Source organism: Sphingomonas sp. AC435 (genome assembly GCF_979253005.1).
The window spans coordinates 76,441-93,658 of record NZ_CEEDCJ010000009.1; the positions used below are offsets into that span (position 1 = coordinate 76,441).

20 protein-coding genes and 1 tRNA gene are annotated in these 17,218 nt (G+C 68.4%); 15 read left to right on the forward strand and 6 right to left on the reverse strand.

Going from position 1 to position 17,218, the window contains the following annotated elements; all coding sequences use genetic code 11:
• Nucleotides 1-116 precede the first annotated feature (116 nt).
• The 8 genes from AC0CH8_RS15645 to AC0CH8_RS15680 all read left to right on the forward strand — a co-directional run bounded on the left by AC0CH8_RS15645 (nt 117) and on the right by AC0CH8_RS15680 (nt 6,584).
• Nucleotides 117-614 carry a restriction endonuclease gene (locus AC0CH8_RS15645; protein WP_465240699.1) on the forward strand — a complete coding sequence of 166 codons (498 nt, stop codon included), beginning with the start codon at nt 117-119 and terminating at the stop codon, nt 612-614.
• A 189-nt stretch (nt 615-803) separates the two neighbouring features.
• Entirely contained in the window at nt 804-1,049 is a 246-nt protein-coding gene (infA, locus tag AC0CH8_RS15650) for a translation initiation factor IF-1 (RefSeq protein ID WP_055844981.1), read from the forward strand.
• A gap of 17 nt (nt 1,050-1,066) precedes the next feature.
• Entirely contained in the window at nt 1,067-1,639 is a 573-nt protein-coding gene (locus tag AC0CH8_RS15655) for a Maf family protein (protein ID WP_465240700.1), read from the forward strand.
• On the forward strand, nt 1,632-2,594 hold the full coding sequence (locus AC0CH8_RS15660; protein WP_465240701.1) for a ribonuclease: 963 nt from the start codon (nt 1,632-1,634) through the stop codon (nt 2,592-2,594). Before AC0CH8_RS15655 ends, AC0CH8_RS15660 begins: the two co-directional genes overlap by 8 nt.
• Nucleotides 2,594-2,776, forward strand: coding sequence for a DNA gyrase inhibitor YacG (locus AC0CH8_RS15665; protein WP_204198863.1), 183 nt, complete (start codon nt 2,594-2,596; stop codon nt 2,774-2,776). The genes AC0CH8_RS15660 and AC0CH8_RS15665 overlap by 1 nt, the downstream gene beginning before the upstream one ends.
• A gap of 29 nt (nt 2,777-2,805) precedes the next feature.
• Nucleotides 2,806-2,881: transfer RNA gene (locus tag AC0CH8_RS15670), tRNA-Phe, on the forward strand.
• 110 nt (nt 2,882-2,991) lie between these two features.
• Nucleotides 2,992-5,481 carry a DegT/DnrJ/EryC1/StrS family aminotransferase gene (locus tag AC0CH8_RS15675; protein ID WP_465240702.1) on the forward strand — a complete coding sequence of 830 codons (2,490 nt, stop codon included), beginning with the start codon at nt 2,992-2,994 and terminating at the stop codon, nt 5,479-5,481.
• Nucleotides 5,478-6,584 carry a glycosyltransferase family 2 protein gene (locus AC0CH8_RS15680; RefSeq protein WP_465240703.1) on the forward strand — a complete coding sequence of 369 codons (1,107 nt, stop codon included), beginning with the start codon at nt 5,478-5,480 and terminating at the stop codon, nt 6,582-6,584. The genes AC0CH8_RS15675 and AC0CH8_RS15680 overlap by 4 nt, the downstream gene beginning before the upstream one ends.
• On the opposite strand, the gene AC0CH8_RS15685 is transcribed toward AC0CH8_RS15680, so the two are convergent.
• Nucleotides 6,530-7,234 carry a murein L,D-transpeptidase catalytic domain family protein gene (locus AC0CH8_RS15685; protein ID WP_204198866.1) on the reverse strand — a complete coding sequence of 235 codons (705 nt, stop codon included), beginning with the start codon at nt 7,232-7,234 and terminating at the stop codon, nt 6,530-6,532. The genes AC0CH8_RS15680 and AC0CH8_RS15685 overlap by 55 nt on opposite strands.
• Nucleotides 7,235-7,485: 251 nt before the next feature.
• Here AC0CH8_RS15685 and AC0CH8_RS15690 point away from each other — a divergent pair, with 251 nt between their 5' ends.
• Nucleotides 7,486-8,079, forward strand: coding sequence for a L,D-transpeptidase family protein (locus AC0CH8_RS15690; protein WP_465240704.1), 594 nt, complete (start codon nt 7,486-7,488; stop codon nt 8,077-8,079).
• A 170-nt stretch (nt 8,080-8,249) separates the two neighbouring features.
• Here the strand turns inward: AC0CH8_RS15690 and AC0CH8_RS15695 are convergent, their stop codons facing one another.
• Together AC0CH8_RS15695 and ykgO are read right to left on the reverse strand one after the other, a co-directional pair.
• On the reverse strand, nt 8,250-8,861 hold the full coding sequence (locus AC0CH8_RS15695) for an HAD family hydrolase (RefSeq protein WP_465240763.1): 612 nt from the start codon (nt 8,859-8,861) through the stop codon (nt 8,250-8,252).
• Between the two features lie 2 nt (nt 8,862-8,863).
• On the reverse strand, nt 8,864-8,989 hold the full coding sequence (ykgO, locus tag AC0CH8_RS15700; RefSeq protein WP_003046794.1) for a type B 50S ribosomal protein L36: 126 nt from the start codon (nt 8,987-8,989) through the stop codon (nt 8,864-8,866).
• A 124-nt stretch (nt 8,990-9,113) separates the two neighbouring features.
• Between ykgO and AC0CH8_RS15705 the strand changes: the two genes are divergently transcribed.
• Nucleotides 9,114-9,731 (forward strand): DUF4136 domain-containing protein, encoded by a 618-nt coding sequence (locus AC0CH8_RS15705; protein WP_465240705.1) that lies wholly within the window; start codon nt 9,114-9,116, stop codon nt 9,729-9,731.
• A complete protein-coding gene (locus tag AC0CH8_RS15710; RefSeq protein ID WP_465240706.1) occupies nt 9,728-10,846 on the forward strand; it encodes a M14 family metallopeptidase in 1,119 nt (372 codons plus the stop codon). Before AC0CH8_RS15705 ends, AC0CH8_RS15710 begins: the two co-directional genes overlap by 4 nt.
• Nucleotides 10,847-10,913: 67 nt before the next feature.
• On the opposite strand, the gene AC0CH8_RS15715 is transcribed toward AC0CH8_RS15710, so the two are convergent.
• Nucleotides 10,914-11,636 (reverse strand): dienelactone hydrolase family protein, encoded by a 723-nt coding sequence (locus AC0CH8_RS15715; protein WP_465240707.1) that lies wholly within the window; start codon nt 11,634-11,636, stop codon nt 10,914-10,916.
• Between the two features lie 58 nt (nt 11,637-11,694).
• Between AC0CH8_RS15715 and AC0CH8_RS15720 the strand changes: the two genes are divergently transcribed.
• Both AC0CH8_RS15720 and gpmA read left to right on the forward strand, forming a co-directional pair.
• Entirely contained in the window at nt 11,695-12,150 is a 456-nt protein-coding gene (locus AC0CH8_RS15720; protein ID WP_465240708.1) for a GNAT family N-acetyltransferase, read from the forward strand.
• A gap of 9 nt (nt 12,151-12,159) precedes the next feature.
• Nucleotides 12,160-12,846 carry a 2,3-diphosphoglycerate-dependent phosphoglycerate mutase gene (gene gpmA, locus AC0CH8_RS15725; protein WP_465240709.1) on the forward strand — a complete coding sequence of 229 codons (687 nt, stop codon included), beginning with the start codon at nt 12,160-12,162 and terminating at the stop codon, nt 12,844-12,846.
• Between the two features lie 7 nt (nt 12,847-12,853).
• Here gpmA and AC0CH8_RS15730 read toward each other — a convergent pair whose 3' ends face one another.
• Complete coding sequence (locus AC0CH8_RS15730; protein ID WP_465240710.1) at nt 12,854-13,054, reverse strand: hypothetical protein; 201 nt, start codon at nt 13,052-13,054, stop codon at nt 12,854-12,856.
• Nucleotides 13,055-13,174: 120 nt separating this feature from the next.
• Here AC0CH8_RS15730 and purE point away from each other — a divergent pair, with 120 nt between their 5' ends.
• Both purE and AC0CH8_RS15740 read left to right on the forward strand, forming a co-directional pair.
• On the forward strand, nt 13,175-13,675 hold the full coding sequence (gene purE / locus AC0CH8_RS15735; RefSeq protein WP_465240711.1) for a 5-(carboxyamino)imidazole ribonucleotide mutase: 501 nt from the start codon (nt 13,175-13,177) through the stop codon (nt 13,673-13,675).
• On the forward strand, nt 13,675-14,730 hold the full coding sequence (locus AC0CH8_RS15740) for a 5-(carboxyamino)imidazole ribonucleotide synthase (protein WP_465240712.1): 1,056 nt from the start codon (nt 13,675-13,677) through the stop codon (nt 14,728-14,730). The genes purE and AC0CH8_RS15740 overlap by 1 nt, the downstream gene beginning before the upstream one ends.
• 495 nt (nt 14,731-15,225) lie before the next feature.
• On the opposite strand, the gene AC0CH8_RS15745 is transcribed toward AC0CH8_RS15740, so the two are convergent.
• Entirely contained in the window at nt 15,226-17,169 is a 1,944-nt protein-coding gene (locus AC0CH8_RS15745) for a CocE/NonD family hydrolase (RefSeq protein ID WP_465240713.1), read from the reverse strand.
• Nucleotides 17,170-17,218 lie beyond the last annotated feature (49 nt).

The following is a 17,218-nucleotide window of genomic DNA, read 5'->3' on the forward strand; positions in this document are numbered from 1 at the left end:
GGGTGGCGGGGCAACGCTCCGCCGCCTGCGCGATTTGCCTCCGAAATGGCGGCGTTTGCGGCATCGAATGCTCCGGAACCGAGCCGGTTGCCCGTGACCTGAGCCCGTCGCCGCGATTGTCTGGGGCGCATGACGCCTCCGCGCTCGACCTGGCGGCGCGCGACAAATACCAGTTCCAGTGGTGGGCGGTGTCGCTGGTCGACGCCCAGCCCTATGGCGGCCGCAGGAAGGGTGCGGACGGCGGCATCGACGGCGTGATCTGGCTGCAACTGTCCGCCACCGGCAAGGCGGACCGCGCGCTGATGTCGGTCAAGGCCGGCGCGAACGTCAACGTCGCGATGATCCGCGACCTGAAGGGCACGATGGAGCGCGAAAAGGCGCCGTTCGGCCTGTTCCTGACCGTGACGCCCCCGACCCGGCCGATGCGCGAGGAGGCGGCGTCCGCCGGCACCTGGCGCGATCCGCTGACCGATCAGGCGTTCTCGCGGCTGCAGATCATCACCTTGCAGGAGCTGATGGACGGCAAGCGCCCCCGCCTGCCGATCGTCAACCGCGCCGCCGCCTTTCGTCGGGCGGGGCACGAAGATACGACACGACAGGAACGGTTGTTGTGAGCGCGGCGCGCGCGTCATTGTAGCGGCGCGGGCGCGCACTATATCGCTGTCGCGTCGTAGAAACGGCGTCATCGCCTGATCTTCGTCAGACTTCCCGCCCCCGGATCGCACGCGTCCCGCGCTCGCCTTTCCTTTGTGGCGCGATCGGCGTAAGGGCGGCGCGATATATTCCATTTTGACGAGGTTTGTTTGGCCAAGGAAGAACTGCTCGAGATGCGCGGCCGCGTGGTGGAATTGCTCCCCAACGCGATGTTCCGCGTGCAGCTCGAGAACGATCACGAGATTCTGGGGCATACCGCCGGCAAGATGCGCAAGAACCGCATTCGTGTGCTTGTCGGTGACGAGGTGCTGGTCGAACTGACCCCGTACGACCTGACCAAGGGTCGCATCACCTATCGCTTCATGCCCGGCCGCGGCGGTCCCGGACCGTCGTAGAATACGGGCGGGCGACGATGCCCGAACTGGTTCTCGCCTCCACCTCGCCGCGCCGTCTGGAACTGCTCGGCCGGCTGGGTCTCACCCCCGATCGCATCGCCGCACCGGATGTCGACGAGACGCCGTTGCGTGACGAGGACCCGCGCGCCTATGCCGCGCGCATCGCGCTCACCAAGGCGCACGCCGTCGAGCGCCACGACCATGAGGTCGTGCTGGCGGGCGACACGACGATCGCCGCCGGCCGACGCATCCTCGGCAAACCTTCGGACGACGTCGAACTGGCGGCGATGCTGCGCCTGTTGTCGGGCCGCCGCCATCACTGCCTGTCCGCGGTGAGCGTGATCGACGCGGAGGGTCGCGTCCGCAGCCGCCTGTCCGACACGGTCGTCGCGTTCCGTCCACTGACGCCCGCCGAGATCGACGCCTATGTCGCGTGCGGCGAGGGGCAGGGGAAGGCCGGCGGCTATGCGATCCAGGGCCGCGCCGAGGCGTTCGTGCGCTTCCTCCACGGCAGCCATTCGGGCGTGGTCGGCCTGCCGCTGACGGAGACGCGCGCGCTGCTCAAGGCGGCCGGACTGCCGCTTGCCTGAATGCCCGTACCCTGAATGGCTGTACGAAAGCGGGATCGCCGAGGCGCGCGCCGCGCTGGTCGATGACGACCGCATCATCGTCGCCGCGATCGAGGCCGACGACACCGGCCCGCTGGTCGGCGGCATCCACGCCGCCCGCCTGACCGAGATCCTGCCCGGCCGCAGCGGTCGCGCGACGCTGGCGACCGGCGAGGAGGTCTGGCTGCCGAAACTGCCCGCCAGCATCACGCAGGGCAAGGCGCTGACGGTCGAGATCGTCCGCGAATCGATTCCGGAGCCCGGTCGCACCAAGCCGCCCCGCGCCTACGCCACCGATCTGCCCCCCGCCCCCGCCCCGACGCTGCGCGACCGCATCGCCGCGACCGGCCACCCGGTCCGCGAATGCCGCGCGCACGAGGCGGACCGGCTGGAACAGGCGGGCTGGTCGGAGGTGCTGGAGGAAGCACGCACTGGTGACATCGTCTTCGCTGGCGGCATGCTGCTGATGTACGCGACGCCGGCGATGACATTGTTCGACATCGACGGGCCGCCGCCCGCCGACGCGCTCGCGCTTACTGCCGCGCCGCAAATCGCCGCCGCGATCGTGCGCCACGGCATCGGCGGATCGATCGGCGTCGACTTCCCGACGATCGAGGGCAAGACGCTGCGCAACGCCGTCGCCGCCGCGATCGACGAGGCGCTGCCGCAACCCTTCGAACGGACCGCCGTCAACGGCTTCGGCTTCCTCCAGATCGTCCGGCCGCGTCCGCGTGCCTCGCTGCCCGAACGCCTCCGCGCCGATCCGGCAGGAGCGGCAGCCCGCGCGTTGCTGCGCCGACTGGAGCGGGAGCCGCCCGGCGCACCCCGCGGGCAGCGCGTCAGCCCCGCCGTCCACGCGAAGCTGCGCGCACGTCCGGACTGGCTCGCCGAACTCGCGCGGCGTACCGGCATCACTCACGAATGGGAGAGCGGCTGATGGCCGAGATCACCTGCCCGATCTGCGGCGAACCCGCGGACCCCGCCGTCCGCCCCTTCTGCTCCGCGCGCCACCGCGACCGCGACCTGCTGCAATGGCTGGGCGAAGGCTATCGCATCCCCGCCGGTCCCGCCGACGAGGATGGCGAAGACGGGCTGGACAAGCCTCGCGAGCCCGACTAAGGCCGCGCTTCGCCGTGATCCACGGCGTGGCCCGGGTAGCTCAGTTGGTAGAGCATGCGACTGAAAATCGCAGTGTCGGCGGTTCGACCCCGTCCCCGGGCACCACTTCCCCATACAAAGCTGATCGGCCCGACTTATCCTCGGTTAACCGCGTAACCGCTTCTTAGGGGGCGCCGCCGCATAGGCATCGGACTTCTCCTGTCCGGATGTCGCCGATGAACCCGCTCCCGCTGATCGCTCCCAATCCGCCGCGCGCCAGCCTGCTCGGCGCGGCGTTCGCGCGGGTGGAGGCGTCGGGTATCTACAGCAATCACGGGCCGGAGGCGCGCGCGTTCGAGGCGGAGGCGACCACGCACCTGTTCGCCGGTCGCGGCGCAAGCCTCGCGGTCGCCAACGCCACGCTCGGCCTGATGATCGCGATTCGCGAGGCGGCGGGCCTGCGCCATCGTGCCGGTGCGCAGGCGTTGATGCCCGCTTTGACCTTTGCCGCGACGGCGCAGGCGGCGGAATGGGCCGGGCTTCAGCCGCTGATCGTCGATGTCGATCCGGACGACTGGGCGATGGCCGCGGCCGAAGAGGAGCGCATGTTGCGCGAGCGGCCCGGCCGCATTGCGGTAATCGTGCCCTATGCGACGTTCGGCAACGCCATCGACCTCGATCGCTATGCGTGGCTGCGGCAGCGTTACGGCGTGGGCGTGGTGATCGACGCCGCCGCCTCGCTCGGCACGCTGGACGATTGCGGCGTCGGCTTCGGCGCGGACGCACCGTTCGCGGTCGTCTATTCGATGCACGCCACGAAGACCTTCGCGGTGGCGGAGGGTGGCCTGATCCACAGCGGCGACGCCGACCTGATCGAGCGCCTTCGCGCGATGACGAAATTCGGCTTCACCGGCGCGCGCTCGGCGACGATGCCCGGCATCAACGCCAAACTGCCCGAAGTGCTGGCCGTCATGGCGCGCGAGAAGCTGAGCGGGTTCGACGCGGTCTGCGACAATCGCGCCGTGGTGGAGCAGGCGTATCGCGACGCGCTCCAGGGATCGGCGCTCCAGTCGGTCGCCGGACGCCGCCGTGCGATGCAGTTCATGCCCGTCCTGCTGCCGGAGTCGCTCGCGCCGCAGCGCGATGCAGTCGTCGGCGCGCTTGCCGCGGACGGGATCGGTTGCGGCACCTATTTCAGCCCGCATCTGGGCCAGCAGCCCTGGCTGCGCGAGGTCGGCGATTGTCAGCCGACCCCGTCCGCCGACGCGATCGCCGCGCGCATGCTGTCGCTGCCGATCACCGACGCGATGACGCCCGCCGACGCCCGCCGCGCCGCCGCCGCGCTCGATTCGGTCTGTGCAGCGCTGAACGACATCGCGCGCATTCCCGCCCGCGTTCAGGCCACGCCTGCGGTCGCGCCGCTGATGATCGTCGGCGGTGGCCCCGCCGGCACCGCATTGCTGACCGCCGCCACCAAGCGTGGCCTGCTGCCCGAGTTCGCACGCGGCCTAATTGTGGTGGAGCGCGACCCGCATGTCGGCGGCGGACGGCTGGGTCGTTACGCCATCACCTCCGACTCGACCGCGCAGACCTTCCTGTCGGCGGTGAAGGACAACGCCCATCCATCGATCGCCGCGTTGCACGATGCGCCGGAGGGCCGCGCCGTCGCGGCGCACGCCGACGCGCTCGGCGTGCCGCTGGTCGAAGTGGGGCCGTTGCTGCGCGCCACCGGCGAGCGGCTGGCCGACGTCGTGCGCGATCACGGCGGTACCGTCCTGACCGGGCACGAGGCACTGGGGGCGGAGCGCACCGCGGACGGACTGTGGCGCGTGACGCTCCGCCGTCTGCGCGACGGCGCGACCGTACAGCGCCTGACCCGCGCGCTGGTGATCGCGACCGGCGGCCACCAGCCGCTCGACCGCCTGACGGCGCAACGCATCGCCGGCGCACCGCTGGTCGAGCTCGCCGGCGAACGGCTGATGCAGTCCGACGCGGTGCTGACGCTGGGCGGCTTTGCGCAGATCGCCGACATCCTCTCGCGCAAGCGCGCCCCGAAGATCGCCGTCATCGGCGGCTCGACCAGCGCGCTGACCAGCGTCGCCCTGCTGCTGAAGGGCCAGCCGGCGCTGCCGCTCGGCGCGGGTGCGATCACGCTGCTGCACCGCCGGCCTTTGCGCCCCTTCTACCACAGCGTGGAGGCGGCGCAGGCGGAAGGGTTCACCGATTTCGGCCCCGAAGACATCTGCCCGGTGTCGGGCTTCGTCTATCGCCTCGCCGGTTTCCGGTTGGAGGCGCGCGACCTCGTGCTGCGCATGCTCGGCGTCGACGGTCGCGCGCCCGATCCGCGCGTCGCGCTCCACCGGATCACGGGCGACGAGGATGCCGAGGCGCGCGCGATCGTCCGCGACGCCGACCTCGTCGTCGCCGCGCTCGGCTACCGCCCGATCGGCCTGCCGCTTTCCGGCATCGAGGGTCGCCCGCTGGCGCTGGCGGCGGACGAGGGCGCGCCGATGGTCGACCGCCACTGCCGGATCGTCGGTGCGGACGGCCAGCCGGTGCCCGACGCCTACGGCATCGGCCTCGCCGCCGGCTTCGTGCCCTGGGGCGCGCTCGGCGGCGAGGCGAGCTTCGTGGGGCAGGCCAACGGCCTGTGGCTGTGGCAGAACGACGTCGGGTTGATGATCGTCGATCAGGTCCTCGCGCAGGCTGCGCGCGCCGCGGCATGACCGAACCGGGGACCGGCAATCCGCCGACCGTCAGCGTGGTCATGGCCGCCTATAACGGTGCCGGCCTGATCGGGGAGACGCTGGCCAGCCTGCGCGACCAGACGCTCCCAGATTGGGAAGCGATCGTCGTCGACGATGGATCGAGTGACGCGACGCGGGACATCGTATCGTCATGGCCCGACACACGCGTGCGCCTGATCGCACTGCCGCAAAATGGTGGCCCCGTCCGCGCGCGCAACGAAGCGCTGCGCCACGCCACGGGACGCTACATCGCGGGACTCGATCAGGACGACCTCTGCCGCCCGGAGCGGTTCGCGGCGCAGGTCGCGTTCCTCGACGCCCATCCCCACGTCGCGCTCGCGGGTACTGCAGTAGAGTTCCTGCGCGACGGCCGCGTCCTGCCCTCGACCTATCCGGCCGTCACCTCACCGGTGCTGACCGGCTGGCTGGCATGGATCGAGAACCCGCTGGCATGGTCTTCGGTGATGGTCCGCGCCGATGTCGCCCGCGCGCTCGACCCGTTCACACGTCCCGACATCCTCTATGCGGAGGATTTCGATCTCTACCACCGCGTCGCGCCCTTTGGCGGCATCGCCCGCCTCGACACGCCGTTGGTGCTGTATCGCCAGCATGCCGGCGGCATCTCCCGCCGGTATCGCGACCAAATGGAGGCGAGCGCCACTGCGGTTCTGACTGCCCGCCATGCGTCCCTGTTGGGCAAGCGCGCGGAGGCGGCCGCGAGGGCGCTCGTCGTGCACAATATGGGGGGACGTCCGGTGCAGGACCGCGCGACGCTGGCGCTGCTCGGCAGCGTGCTGGCGCAGTTGCGCGATGCCTATCTGGCGGAAACGCGCCCGGGCGAGGCGGACTGCCGCCTGATCCACTGGCATACCGCCGATCGCTGGACACGGATCGGCCGAATCGCGTTGCGGGAGGGGACGCTGACGCTCGCGGATATGGCGGCGATGCGCCACGGTCCGCTCGGCAGCCCCGCGCCGCCCGCCCCAGCCTGGTCGCGGCTGGTCGGCGCGGCGCGCAATCTGGGGGTTCAGACCTTGGCGGCGAAGATCATCCGGCCCGGCCCCAGCCGCGCGAACACCTGATCCAGGTCGCGCTCGCCGACCGCGAAGCAACCCTGGCTGCGACCGAGCATGCCGTGCGTCTTGATCATGTCCGGATTGGCGTACCACGCCGAGTGAACCACGATCGCCCGGCCCAGCGCATTGTTGTTGGTCGGGTCCAGTCCGATCAGCCGCTGAGACCGGCCATGCTTGCCGACATAGTAATCGGCGGTCGCGAATGCGCCCTCCGACGAAGCGTTGGAGCCGAAATCGTTGGAGAAGCGCTTCAGATAGCCGGTGTGCGACGGGTCCGACCCACTGCCATGCGAGACGAGCAACGTCGTGGTCTTGCCGCTGACGAGATCGACGAAATGGAAGCGCGGCTGCGACGATCCTGCGGTGAAATCGGCGATCGCCATACGGTCGCGCTGCGCCACGCGGCTGCCATGCTGCTGAAGCGAGGCCAAGGCCCGCCGGAACAATTCGGGACGCACCACGCGGGGGGATACCAGCGTCGTCGCCTCCGCCGGCATGGGCGGCTGACCGACGGGCTTCAGGTCGCGGGAGGTCAGCTTGCGCGTCGCGGACGACACTGTCCCTGGGATCGCCAGAGCTCCCGCCATAACCAGACCGTTGCGGATCAGCATGCGCCGACCCAGACCCGATCCGTCGTTTACCTGTTGCTCGTGCATTGACGCTCCGACTTGTCGTTCGAACCCCACAAGGTTCGATATAGCGGATTATGTATGACTTTTCTGTAGTAGTTCCCGCCATTTGCGGGTGTTTTGCGCCAACCCGCCGCACCTGCCCCACGTTTCGTCGCGAAGACCGCCCGGCGATGTCCCGACCGGCCCGTCCAGAATCAGTACGAACAGCGCTCGGCACCAACCGCAAGGTCGCGCGTTTGATCTGGAGCAAGCGGTCCGAAGTGAAAGGGACGACGATGAAGACGTGGATCATGGCCACAGCCCTCGTGGCGGCGATCGCCACGACCGGTCCGGCCTATGCGGCCAATGGCAGCGCGGTCGAGGTGGACGAAGCGGCCGCGACGCTGATGCCCAACCGCTATATCTGGAACGACGCCGCGCCGGAAGCGATTTCTGCGGAACCCGTTACCGTGGTGGTCAGCATCCCGCAGCAGCGCGCCTTCGTCTATCGCGGCGACGCGCTGGTCGCCGCGTCCAGCGTGTCGACCGGCAAGGATGGCAAGGAAACGCCGGTGGGCGTCTACCCGATCCTCCAGAAGAACGAGGATCATAAGTCCAACCTCTACAACGCCGCACCGATGCCGTTCATGCAGCGTCTGACCTGGGACGGCATCGCGCTCCACGCCGGTCGTAATCCCGGCTTTCCCGACTCGCATGGTTGCGTCCGCCTGCCCGCCGCCTTCGCCAAGAAGCTGTTCGGGATCACGCAACTCGGGACGACGGTGGTCGTGACGGACATGGACGTCGTCGGCAACCAGCTCGACCGCAGCCTGCTCGAAACCGAAGCCTCGCGCGCCAACGCCGAACAACTCGCGATGCTGGGCCAGTAAACGCTTCTACTCCCTCCCCTGCACGGGGAGGGCCGGGGTGGGGCAGAACGACTGCCTCATACCTCCCTGAACGAAGCCGCTGTCCTACACCCTCCGAATCCCGTAAACCGCTCGAACTGGACGAAACCGCGGCCCATCGAACACCGTGTTGGACTAACCTTAGCCTAACCTTAGACCGGCAACCCCATCGCTCGCAGTGACACGCGCAACGACCCGGCATCGGTGAACAGGATCGCCGGCAACCCGATCGCCTCCGCCCCCGCGACGTTCGCGGCATTGTCGTCGATGAAGACCGCCTCGTCGGCGTTCAGCCCGAATCGCGACAGCGCCAGCCGGTAGATCGCCGCATCGGGCTTCACCAGCTTCTCCTCCCCGGACACGACCACGTCGCGGAACCGGTCGAACAGCCGGGCTTCCCGCGCACGGAACGGCGGCCAGAACTCGTGGCTGAAATTGGTGATTGCAAACAACGGGATACCCGCCGCATCCAGTTCCTCGACCAGCGCGTGCATGCCCGCGATCGGGCCGGGGATGCTGTCGAGGAAGCGCGGCTGCCACGCTGCGATCAGCTCGGCATGCTGCGGATGCAGCGCGATCAGCTCCGCCGAGGTTTCGGCGAAGTCGCGTCCCGCATCATGCTGAAAATGCCACTCATGCGTCAGAACATCGCGCAGGAACGCATCGAGCGCCTCGCCCCTGGGGACGAGACGCTCGTACAGGAACCTGGGGTCCCAATCGTATAGAACGCGGCCGATATCAAAGATAACGGCGCTGGGCGTGATGCTCAGCCCTGGCGCGCCTTGAAACGACGGTTGGTCTTGTTGATGACGTAGGTACGGCCGCGACGACGGATCACGCGATTGTCGCGGTGGCGATCCTTGAGCGACTTCAGGCTGTTGCGAATCTTCATGGCGCGCTTCTGTCTGGATGGTGCTGGAAAGCGCTGGCGGGTAGAGATGGGGGCCGCCTAAGTCAAGCAACGCGGGCGCCCGTCGGGCGTTTCGACTCCGCAACGTCCATCCAGTGAGGCTTTCATGTCCTATCGCTCCGCCGCTCTTCTCGCCACCGTCGCGCTGGCATTGGCGGGGTGCGCCACTGGCTACACGCTGCCGCCCGCCGAAGTCGTCCGCTACCATCTCGGCGAGCCGATCGACCGCGGCACGATCTCCGTCGAGCCGCAATCGACGCCGGGCGCGCCCGCCAGCCTCGAATTCAAGACCTATGCCGCCGCGGTCGAGACGCAGTTGCTGCGCAACGGCTATTCCGTCGCCACCGCCGGCTCGCCGCCCCAACTGATCGCGTCGGTCGCGTTCACCCGCCAGAACCGCGTCGGCCCGCCCAAGCGCTCGCCGATCTCCATCGGCCTCGGCGGGGGTGGGTTCAGCGGCGGACGCAGGGGCGGCGGTGTCGGGCTCGGCGGCGGCATCGGCTTCCCGATCGGCGGCGGCGGCAACCGTGCGCTGATTGAAAGCGAACTGGCCGTGACGATCAAGCGCCGCGTCGACCAGTCGCCGGTCTGGGAGGGCCGCGCGCACATGATCTCGCAGGCGCAGGGACCCGACGGCACCGCCGACGCGATGGCCGCCCGCCTGGCTGCCGCGCTGTTCACGGGGTTTCCCGGAGAGTCGGGCCGCACTATCGAGGTGAAATGACCATCAGCATCAACGCCGCCTTCGACGGCGGCAACATCCGTGTCGTCGCGATCGACGGCGATCGCATCGATCTGGAGATCGCGCGCGATCACCTGTCGGACTTCTTCCAGTGGTTCTCGTTCCGCGTCGCCGGCGCGGCGGGCCGGACGCTGACCTTTCGCATCGTGAACGCGGGCCAGTCGGCCTACCCCTTCGGCTGGCCGGGCTACAAGGTGCGCGCCTCCACCGATCGCGTCGCGTGGCGGATGACGGAGACGCGCTACCTCGACGGCGTGCTGGAATGGAACTGGACGGCCGACACGCAGCTGGCGTGGTTCGCCTATTTCGCGCCGTACACGATGGAAATGCACGACGCGCTGGTGGCGCACACTGCTGCGCAGCCGGGCGTCACCCACCGCGAACTCGGCGTCAGCCTCGACGGGCAGGCGATCGACGCCTTCACGATCGGCACCGGCGTCAAGCAGGTCTGGCTCTACGGCCGTCAGCACCCCGGCGAATCGATGACGGAATGGTGGATGGAGGGCGCGCTGGAGCGGCTGACGGACGCGACCGACCCGATCACCGCCGCGCTGCTCGACAAGGCCACGTTCCACGTCGTGCCGAACATGAACCCGGACGGCACGCGCCGCGGCCACCTGCGCACCAACGCCGCCGGTGTGAACCTCAACCGCGAATGGCACGCGCCGTCGGCGGAGCGCAGCCCGGAGGTGCTCTGCGTCCGCAATGCGATGGACGCGACCGGCGTCCACGTCGCGATGGACATCCACGGCGACGAGGCGATCCCGGCGAACTTCATCGCCGGTTACGAAGGCATTCCGTCCTGGACGGAGGATCACGGCGCGAAATTCTATGAATTCGGCCGTCGCCTCGCCGCGCATACGCCCGATTTTCAGACCGAGAAGGGCTATGAGAAGTCGTCGGCCGGCAATGCCAATCTGTCGATGTCGACCAATCAGGTGGCGGAGCGGTTCGGCGCGCTGTCGATGACACTGGAGATGCCGTTCAAGGACCACGACCCGAACCCGGACCCGGAGTTCGGCTGGTCGCCCGAACGCTCCAAGCAACTGGCGCATGCGATGCTGGAAACGCTGGCGGACATGATCGACGAGGTTTGATCGCACAGTCGAGGATCCCGTGCTCCCGCGAAAGCGGGAGCACGGGTCGGCTACCGACGCGTACGCATCACCCGAGCACTTCCGCGAACAGGTCCTTCATCGCCTGCCAGCTACGCCGGTCCGCATCGGCGTTGAAGCCGAAGCCGCTGCCCGTATCCTCCATCTCGCGATCGGTGAAGGCGTGCCCTGCACCGCCGTAAGCGTGGATTTGCCAGTCCGCGTTCGCGTCCGTCAGTTCCTCGCCCAGCGCCGTCACGGCATCGGGCGGCCCAAGCGGATCGTTCCATCCGTGGCAGACCAGCACCTTGGCCGCGATCGGGGAGACGCTGTCATAGTCCGGCCGGTCATAGACGCCGTGGAACGACACCACCGCGAGCACGTCGCCTCCGAACCGCGCGATATCCAGCGCCGCCTTGCCGCCGAAACAGAAGCCGATCGCGGCGCAGCGATCGCCGTCGACCCCGGGCAACGCCTTCAACGCCGCCAAAGACGCCTCCAGCCGCCCCCGCAGCAGCGGCCGGTCCGCGTTCAGTTCGTCCATATATTTCGACGTTTCCGGCGTGTTCCGCTCGGTTCGCTTGCCCTGCCCGAACACGTCGCAAGCCAAGGCCACATAGCCGAGTTCCGCCAGCCGCTCGGCGACGACGTTGTCGCTTTCCTTCTGGCCGAGGATGTTGGGGATGACGAGCACGCCGGGTCGCCGATCGTCGGTGGCGTCGTCCCATGCAGCAACGCCCTCGAACGGGCCGCCGGGCCCTTCGTACACGATCGTTTCCCGTCGAATTCCCATATTGCTGTTCCTGTCTTAAGGCCGTCGCGACACAACCACCGAAGGGGCGACGCGGTCCATGAACATACGGCGGGACGATCCGAACGCGCCTCATGTCGCGCCGTTGCTGGCGTTCCACCTGTCGGAACTGCGCGCCGTGATGTCGGGCGAGTTCGCCTTTGCGCTGGATGCGCGCGGCCTGTCGGAATCGGGCGTAACGTTCTGGACGGCGTGGATCGACGGCGCACTGGCCGGGTTCGGGGCGCTGAAGAGGCTCGACGCCGACCATGCAGAGGTGAAATCGATGCGCGCCGATCCCGTGTTCGTCGGTCGCGGCGTCGGCCGCGCCCTGATGGATCACATCGTCGCGGCGGCACGCGCGGACGGTTACGCCCGGCTCAGCCTGGAGACGGGCACCGCCGCCAGCCATGATGCCGCGGTCGCCCTGTATCGCAACACCGGTTTCGTGGACTGTCCACCCTTCGCCGACTATCGTGCCAGCCCGCACAATCGCTTCATGACCCTTGCGCTCTAAGGAATCCCGATGCCGCAACTCGTCCTCATCCGTCACGGCCAGTCCTCGTGGAACCTCGAGAATCGTTTCACCGGCTGGTGGGATGTCGACGTCACCGAGCAGGGCGCGGCGGAGGCGAAGGCGGCGGGCGAGTTGATGGCGGCGAAGGGCCTCGACTTCGACCTGACCTTCACCAGCCTGCAACTGCGCGCGATCAAGACGTTGAACCTCGCGCTGGAGGCGATGGGTCGCCTCTGGCTGCCGACCGAGAAGAGCTGGCGGCTGAACGAGCGGCATTACGGCGGCCTCACCGGCCTCGACAAGGCGGAGACGGCGGCAAAGCACGGCGAGGATCAGGTGAAGATCTGGCGCCGTAGCTTCGACATTCCGCCGCCCGCGCAGGAGGCCGGCAGCGAGTTCGACCTGTCGAACGACATCCGGTACCGCGGCATTGCGATCCCGAACACCGAAAGCCTGAAGGACACGATCGCGCGCGTCCTGCCCTATTGGGACGACCGCATCGCACCCGCGCTGAAGGCCGGCAACCGCGTGCTCATCTCCGCACACGGCAATTCGCTGCGCGCGCTCGTCAAGCACTTGTCACACATCTCCGACGAGGAAATCACCGGGCTGGAGATCCCCACCGGCCAGCCGATCGTCTACGACCTGGACGACGCGCTGAACGCCACCGACCGCTATTATCTGCGCGATCGGTGACGTGCGGTCAGAGCATGGCGATGGCAGCCTTCAGCGCTTCCTTCGCCAGCTCGCGCGCGCGGGCCTCGACCTGATCCATCGTCATCATCGCCGTCTCGCCCAGCTTTATCTGGTGAATGAACACTGCACTGCCGTCCCCCGTCGTAAGGGAAACGCTAGCCATATCTTTCGTCGTGTCGATCTGAACCGAAGGTGGTGTCATCATCATGCGTCTCCTTATGACTGCCATCGCAGCTCGGCCGGCGCGATGCAGCCGCAACCCGATCCGTTTCGGACGTGAAAGCAGCCGTTGCCGGATGCCCCCGGCATCGCTAGGCAGCGCGCTTCGATGGAGGGCGACGTGACCGCGCTGGTCGGCATCATCATGGGTTCGACGTCCGATTGGGAGACGATGCGCCACGCCGCCGAGACGCTGGCGGCGCTGGGTGTCGCGCACGAGACGCGGGTCGTGTCCGCCCACCGCACGCCGCAGCGGCTGTACGATTACGCCACCGGTGCCGCCGACCGCGGGCTGAAGGTCGTGATCGCGGGTGCGGGCGGTGCGGCGCATCTGCCAGGCATGGCCGCGGCGATGACGCATCTGCCGGTGCTGGGCGTACCCGTCGAATCCAAGGCGCTGTCGGGCATGGATAGCCTGTTGTCGATCGTGCAGATGCCCGGCGGTATCCCGGTCGGCACGCTGGCGATCGGCAAGGCCGGGGCGATCAATGCGGGGCTGCTCGCCGCCGCGATCCTCGCGACGCACGACGACGCGCTGGCCGAGCGGCTGAAGGCGTGGCGCGCACGGCAGACGGAGTCCGTCTCGACCGATCCCGTCCCCGTCGGCTGATGCTGCAACCCGGCGCGACGATCGGCATTCTCGGCGGCGGCCAGCTCGGCCGCATGCTGGCGGTGGCCGCCGCCCAGCTCGGCTATCGCACCCACGTCCTCGCTCCCGACCGCCAGAGCGTCGCCGCGCAGACCGCGTCCAGCCTGACGCGCGCCGATTACCACAACCGCATCGTCCTCGCCGATTTCGCCGCGTCCTGCGACGTCGTCACGTACGAATTCGAGAACATCGCGATCGGCCCCGTCGAATGGCTGGCCGAGCGCGTGCCCGTGCATCCGCACCCCCGCGCCCTCGCCGCCGCGCAGGAGCGGATCGCCGAGAAGCGCTTCGTCGAGGAGGTCGGCGGTCGCCCCGCACGCTGGGCCGCCGTGGCGAGCCGCGAGGAGCTGGAGGCCGCCGTCGCCAGCGTCGGCACCCCCGCCGTCCTGAAGACCGCGCGCTTCGGCTATGACGGCAAGGGTCAGGTCCGGCTGCACACGCCCGCCGACGCGGATGCCGCCTGGGAGGCGATCGGCGGTCCCGCGGTGCTGGAGGCGTTCGTGCCGTTCGAGCATGAATTCTCGGTCCTGATCGTTCGTGGACAGGACGGCACGACCGCGCGCTACGACGCGCCGCTCAACGTCCACCACGACGCGATCCTGCGGCAGTCGACGTTGCCCGCACCCGCCGCCGTGCTGGCGCAGGTCGGGGAGGCGACCGATCTTGCCTGCCGCATTGCCGCGCGGCTCGACTATGTCGGCGTGCTGGCGTGCGAGTTCTTCGTCGGCGCGGACGGGCCGGTGTTCAACGAGATGGCGCCCCGCGTGCACAATTCCGGGCACTGGACGATCGAGGGTGCGGAATGCTCCCAGTTCGAAAACCACATCCGCGCGATCTGCGGCCTGCCGCTTGGCAGCACCGGGCTGACGGGTGCGCGCGTGGAAATGCAGAACCTGATCGGCGACGATGCCTGGCAGCCCGTGCTGGCCGAACCTGGCGCGCACCTTCACCTCTACGGCAAGGGCACACCCCGCCCCGGCCGCAAGATGGGCCACATCACGCGCGTCCGGCGCTGAGGCGGGCGGGGCACCGCGGAAGCGCAGACCTCCGCGTCGGGACTACCGCTGCTCGACGATCAGACGCCATGCCGGGCTCGTCCGGCTCGACGGTTCCGCTTAATTATCGAGTCGTAGGTGCGTGCGAGGCTGGCTGGATGGCGCGACACCACCGGTATGACGAAGGATAAGCCGGGAGTCGCGCTACGATCAGGCGGCTCGTCCGCCGTTGATCATGCCCGTCGCGCATTTGTGACGGGATCCCGAAACCGCTCGTGCTGAGCGCAGTCTGAGCACCTCGCTCGGGGCATGGCCTTCGACTGCGCTCAGGCCGAACGGGGAGAGGGAAAGACGGATGGAACGCTCGTGCGTGGCAACGCACCTAAGGCAACCGCTCCACCGCACCTACCCCAAAGCCACTGTCGTTGCGAGCATAGCGACGCAATCCAGGGTTCCGAACGACGCACCGGATGGCTTCGCTACACTCGCAATGTCGGACCTAATGCGGCATTCCCCTCACCGCACCACCGGCAAGGTCACGAAACTCTCGTCCGGCCCACCGACGGTGACCGTCTGCGTCGCCTTCACGTAGTCCCCCGGTTTGGCAAACATGATGTTCGGCACGAAGGTCTGCGGGTTGCGGTCGTAGAGCGGGAACCAGCTTGACTGGACCTGCACCATGATGCGGTGGCCCGGCCGGAACACGTGGTTCGTCGTCGGCAATGCGAAGCGGTACGTCAGCGGCATGTTGGCGGCGATCGGCTTCGCCTCCGACAGGCTTTCGCGATAGCGGCCGCGAAAGATGTCCATCGCCACGCCGAACTGATAGCCCGCCATCTCCGCATCCCCGGTGCGGCCATCCGGGTACACGTCGATCAGCTTCACCACCCAGTCGCTGTCGCTGCCGGTGGTGGCGGCGTTGAGGTTCACCTCAGGAACGCCCGCCACGGTGACCGCCTGCGTCAGCGGCTCGGTCTGGAAAACGAGCACATCGGGTCGCCCCGACACCATTCGCTGGTCGCCGCCCAGCCAGTTGCGCCAGCCGTTACCCGAATCGGACTTGGGCAAGGGGCGCGCGCGGTATCCGACCGGCGCGGCGGGGTCGGAGATATACTCCGCTGTCGCCGTCCCGCCGGTGGCCGCATCGAAGCCGAGCCCACCCGCCGGCTTCAGGTACAGCTTCGCCGGTGCCGCCGCACCTGCTGCGGGCCACCCCTGCAACCGCTGCCACTCGTTCGCGCCCGACTGGAACGCCGTCACCGGCGCGACGTCCATCGCCGGCTGGTCGCTCTTCAGATAGTGCGCAAGGAACGGCGCGAGCACGTTGCGCCGCCACCACAGGGCCGTGTCGGCGCTCCACTTCACGCCGCCCAGCGCGCTGCCGTCGCCGGCGCCCTGCCCGTGGAACCACGGGCCCATCGTCAGGAACACCATGTCGTTGTTCGCGTCCTTGGCCTCCAGCGCCTTGTAGACCGCCGGCCCGCCATAGATATCCTCCTGATCCCACAGGCTGTGAACGACCATCACTGGCACCTTCAACGGCTGCTTGGCCAGCACCTGATCCATCGCCTGCGACTGCCAATAGGTGTCGTAGGCGGGGTGTGCCGCGACCTTGCGCCAGAAACCGACCTGCTCCAGCCCCTGCTTCTTCGCGATGTCGCCGGCGGAGCCGCCCTTCAGATACCAGTCGTAATCGTCGCTGACGTCCTGGATCCATTCGGCGGAGGCGTCGCGCGTCGCCTCCTGCCCCAGCATGTATCCCATCATCGTCTGGCGAAACGCGCCGTTGTGGAACCAGTCGTCGCCGCGCCAGCCGTCGACCATCGGGTTCATCGGCACCGCGACCTTCAGCGCGGGATGCGGATTGATCAGCGGCATCAGCGACAGGAACCCGTCATAGCTGATGCCGATGATGCCGACCCGCTTGTTCGATTCGGGGACGTTCTTCACCAGCCAGTCGATCGTGTCGTACGTGTCGGTGGAGTCGTCGGTCCTGGTGGGGTTGAACGGCGTCCCGACCGGGGCCGGGTTCATCGAATACTGCCCCTCCGACCCGTGCATGCCGCGCACGTCCTGGAACACGCGAATATAGCCCGAGGCGGTGATCGCATCTTCGCCCGTCGCCGCCGCGCCGGGCAGGGACGCGTAGATGCCCGGCCGGTCGCTGGCGGAGCTTTCCGCGTCGTACGGCGTGCGCGTCATCAACATGCCCACGTCCTTCACCCCGCGCGGGATCGCGATGATCGTGTGCAGCTTGACGCCGTCGCGCATCGGGATGTCGACGACGCGCCGGATGTATCCGTATTTCTCGACCGCCGGCACGTACTTGGCCGGACGCTCGTCGAACTCCTTCAGCGCCTTCGCCTGCGCGGCCTTGGATTGCGGCACGGGCTTGGTCTGCGCGGGCAGCGACGTGGCGATCGCCGCGATCGCGGTCGCGGCCAGCAGGGTACGGATCATCCGGTCATTCCTCCAACGGAAACGGCCCGCCGATCCTGACAGGATGGGC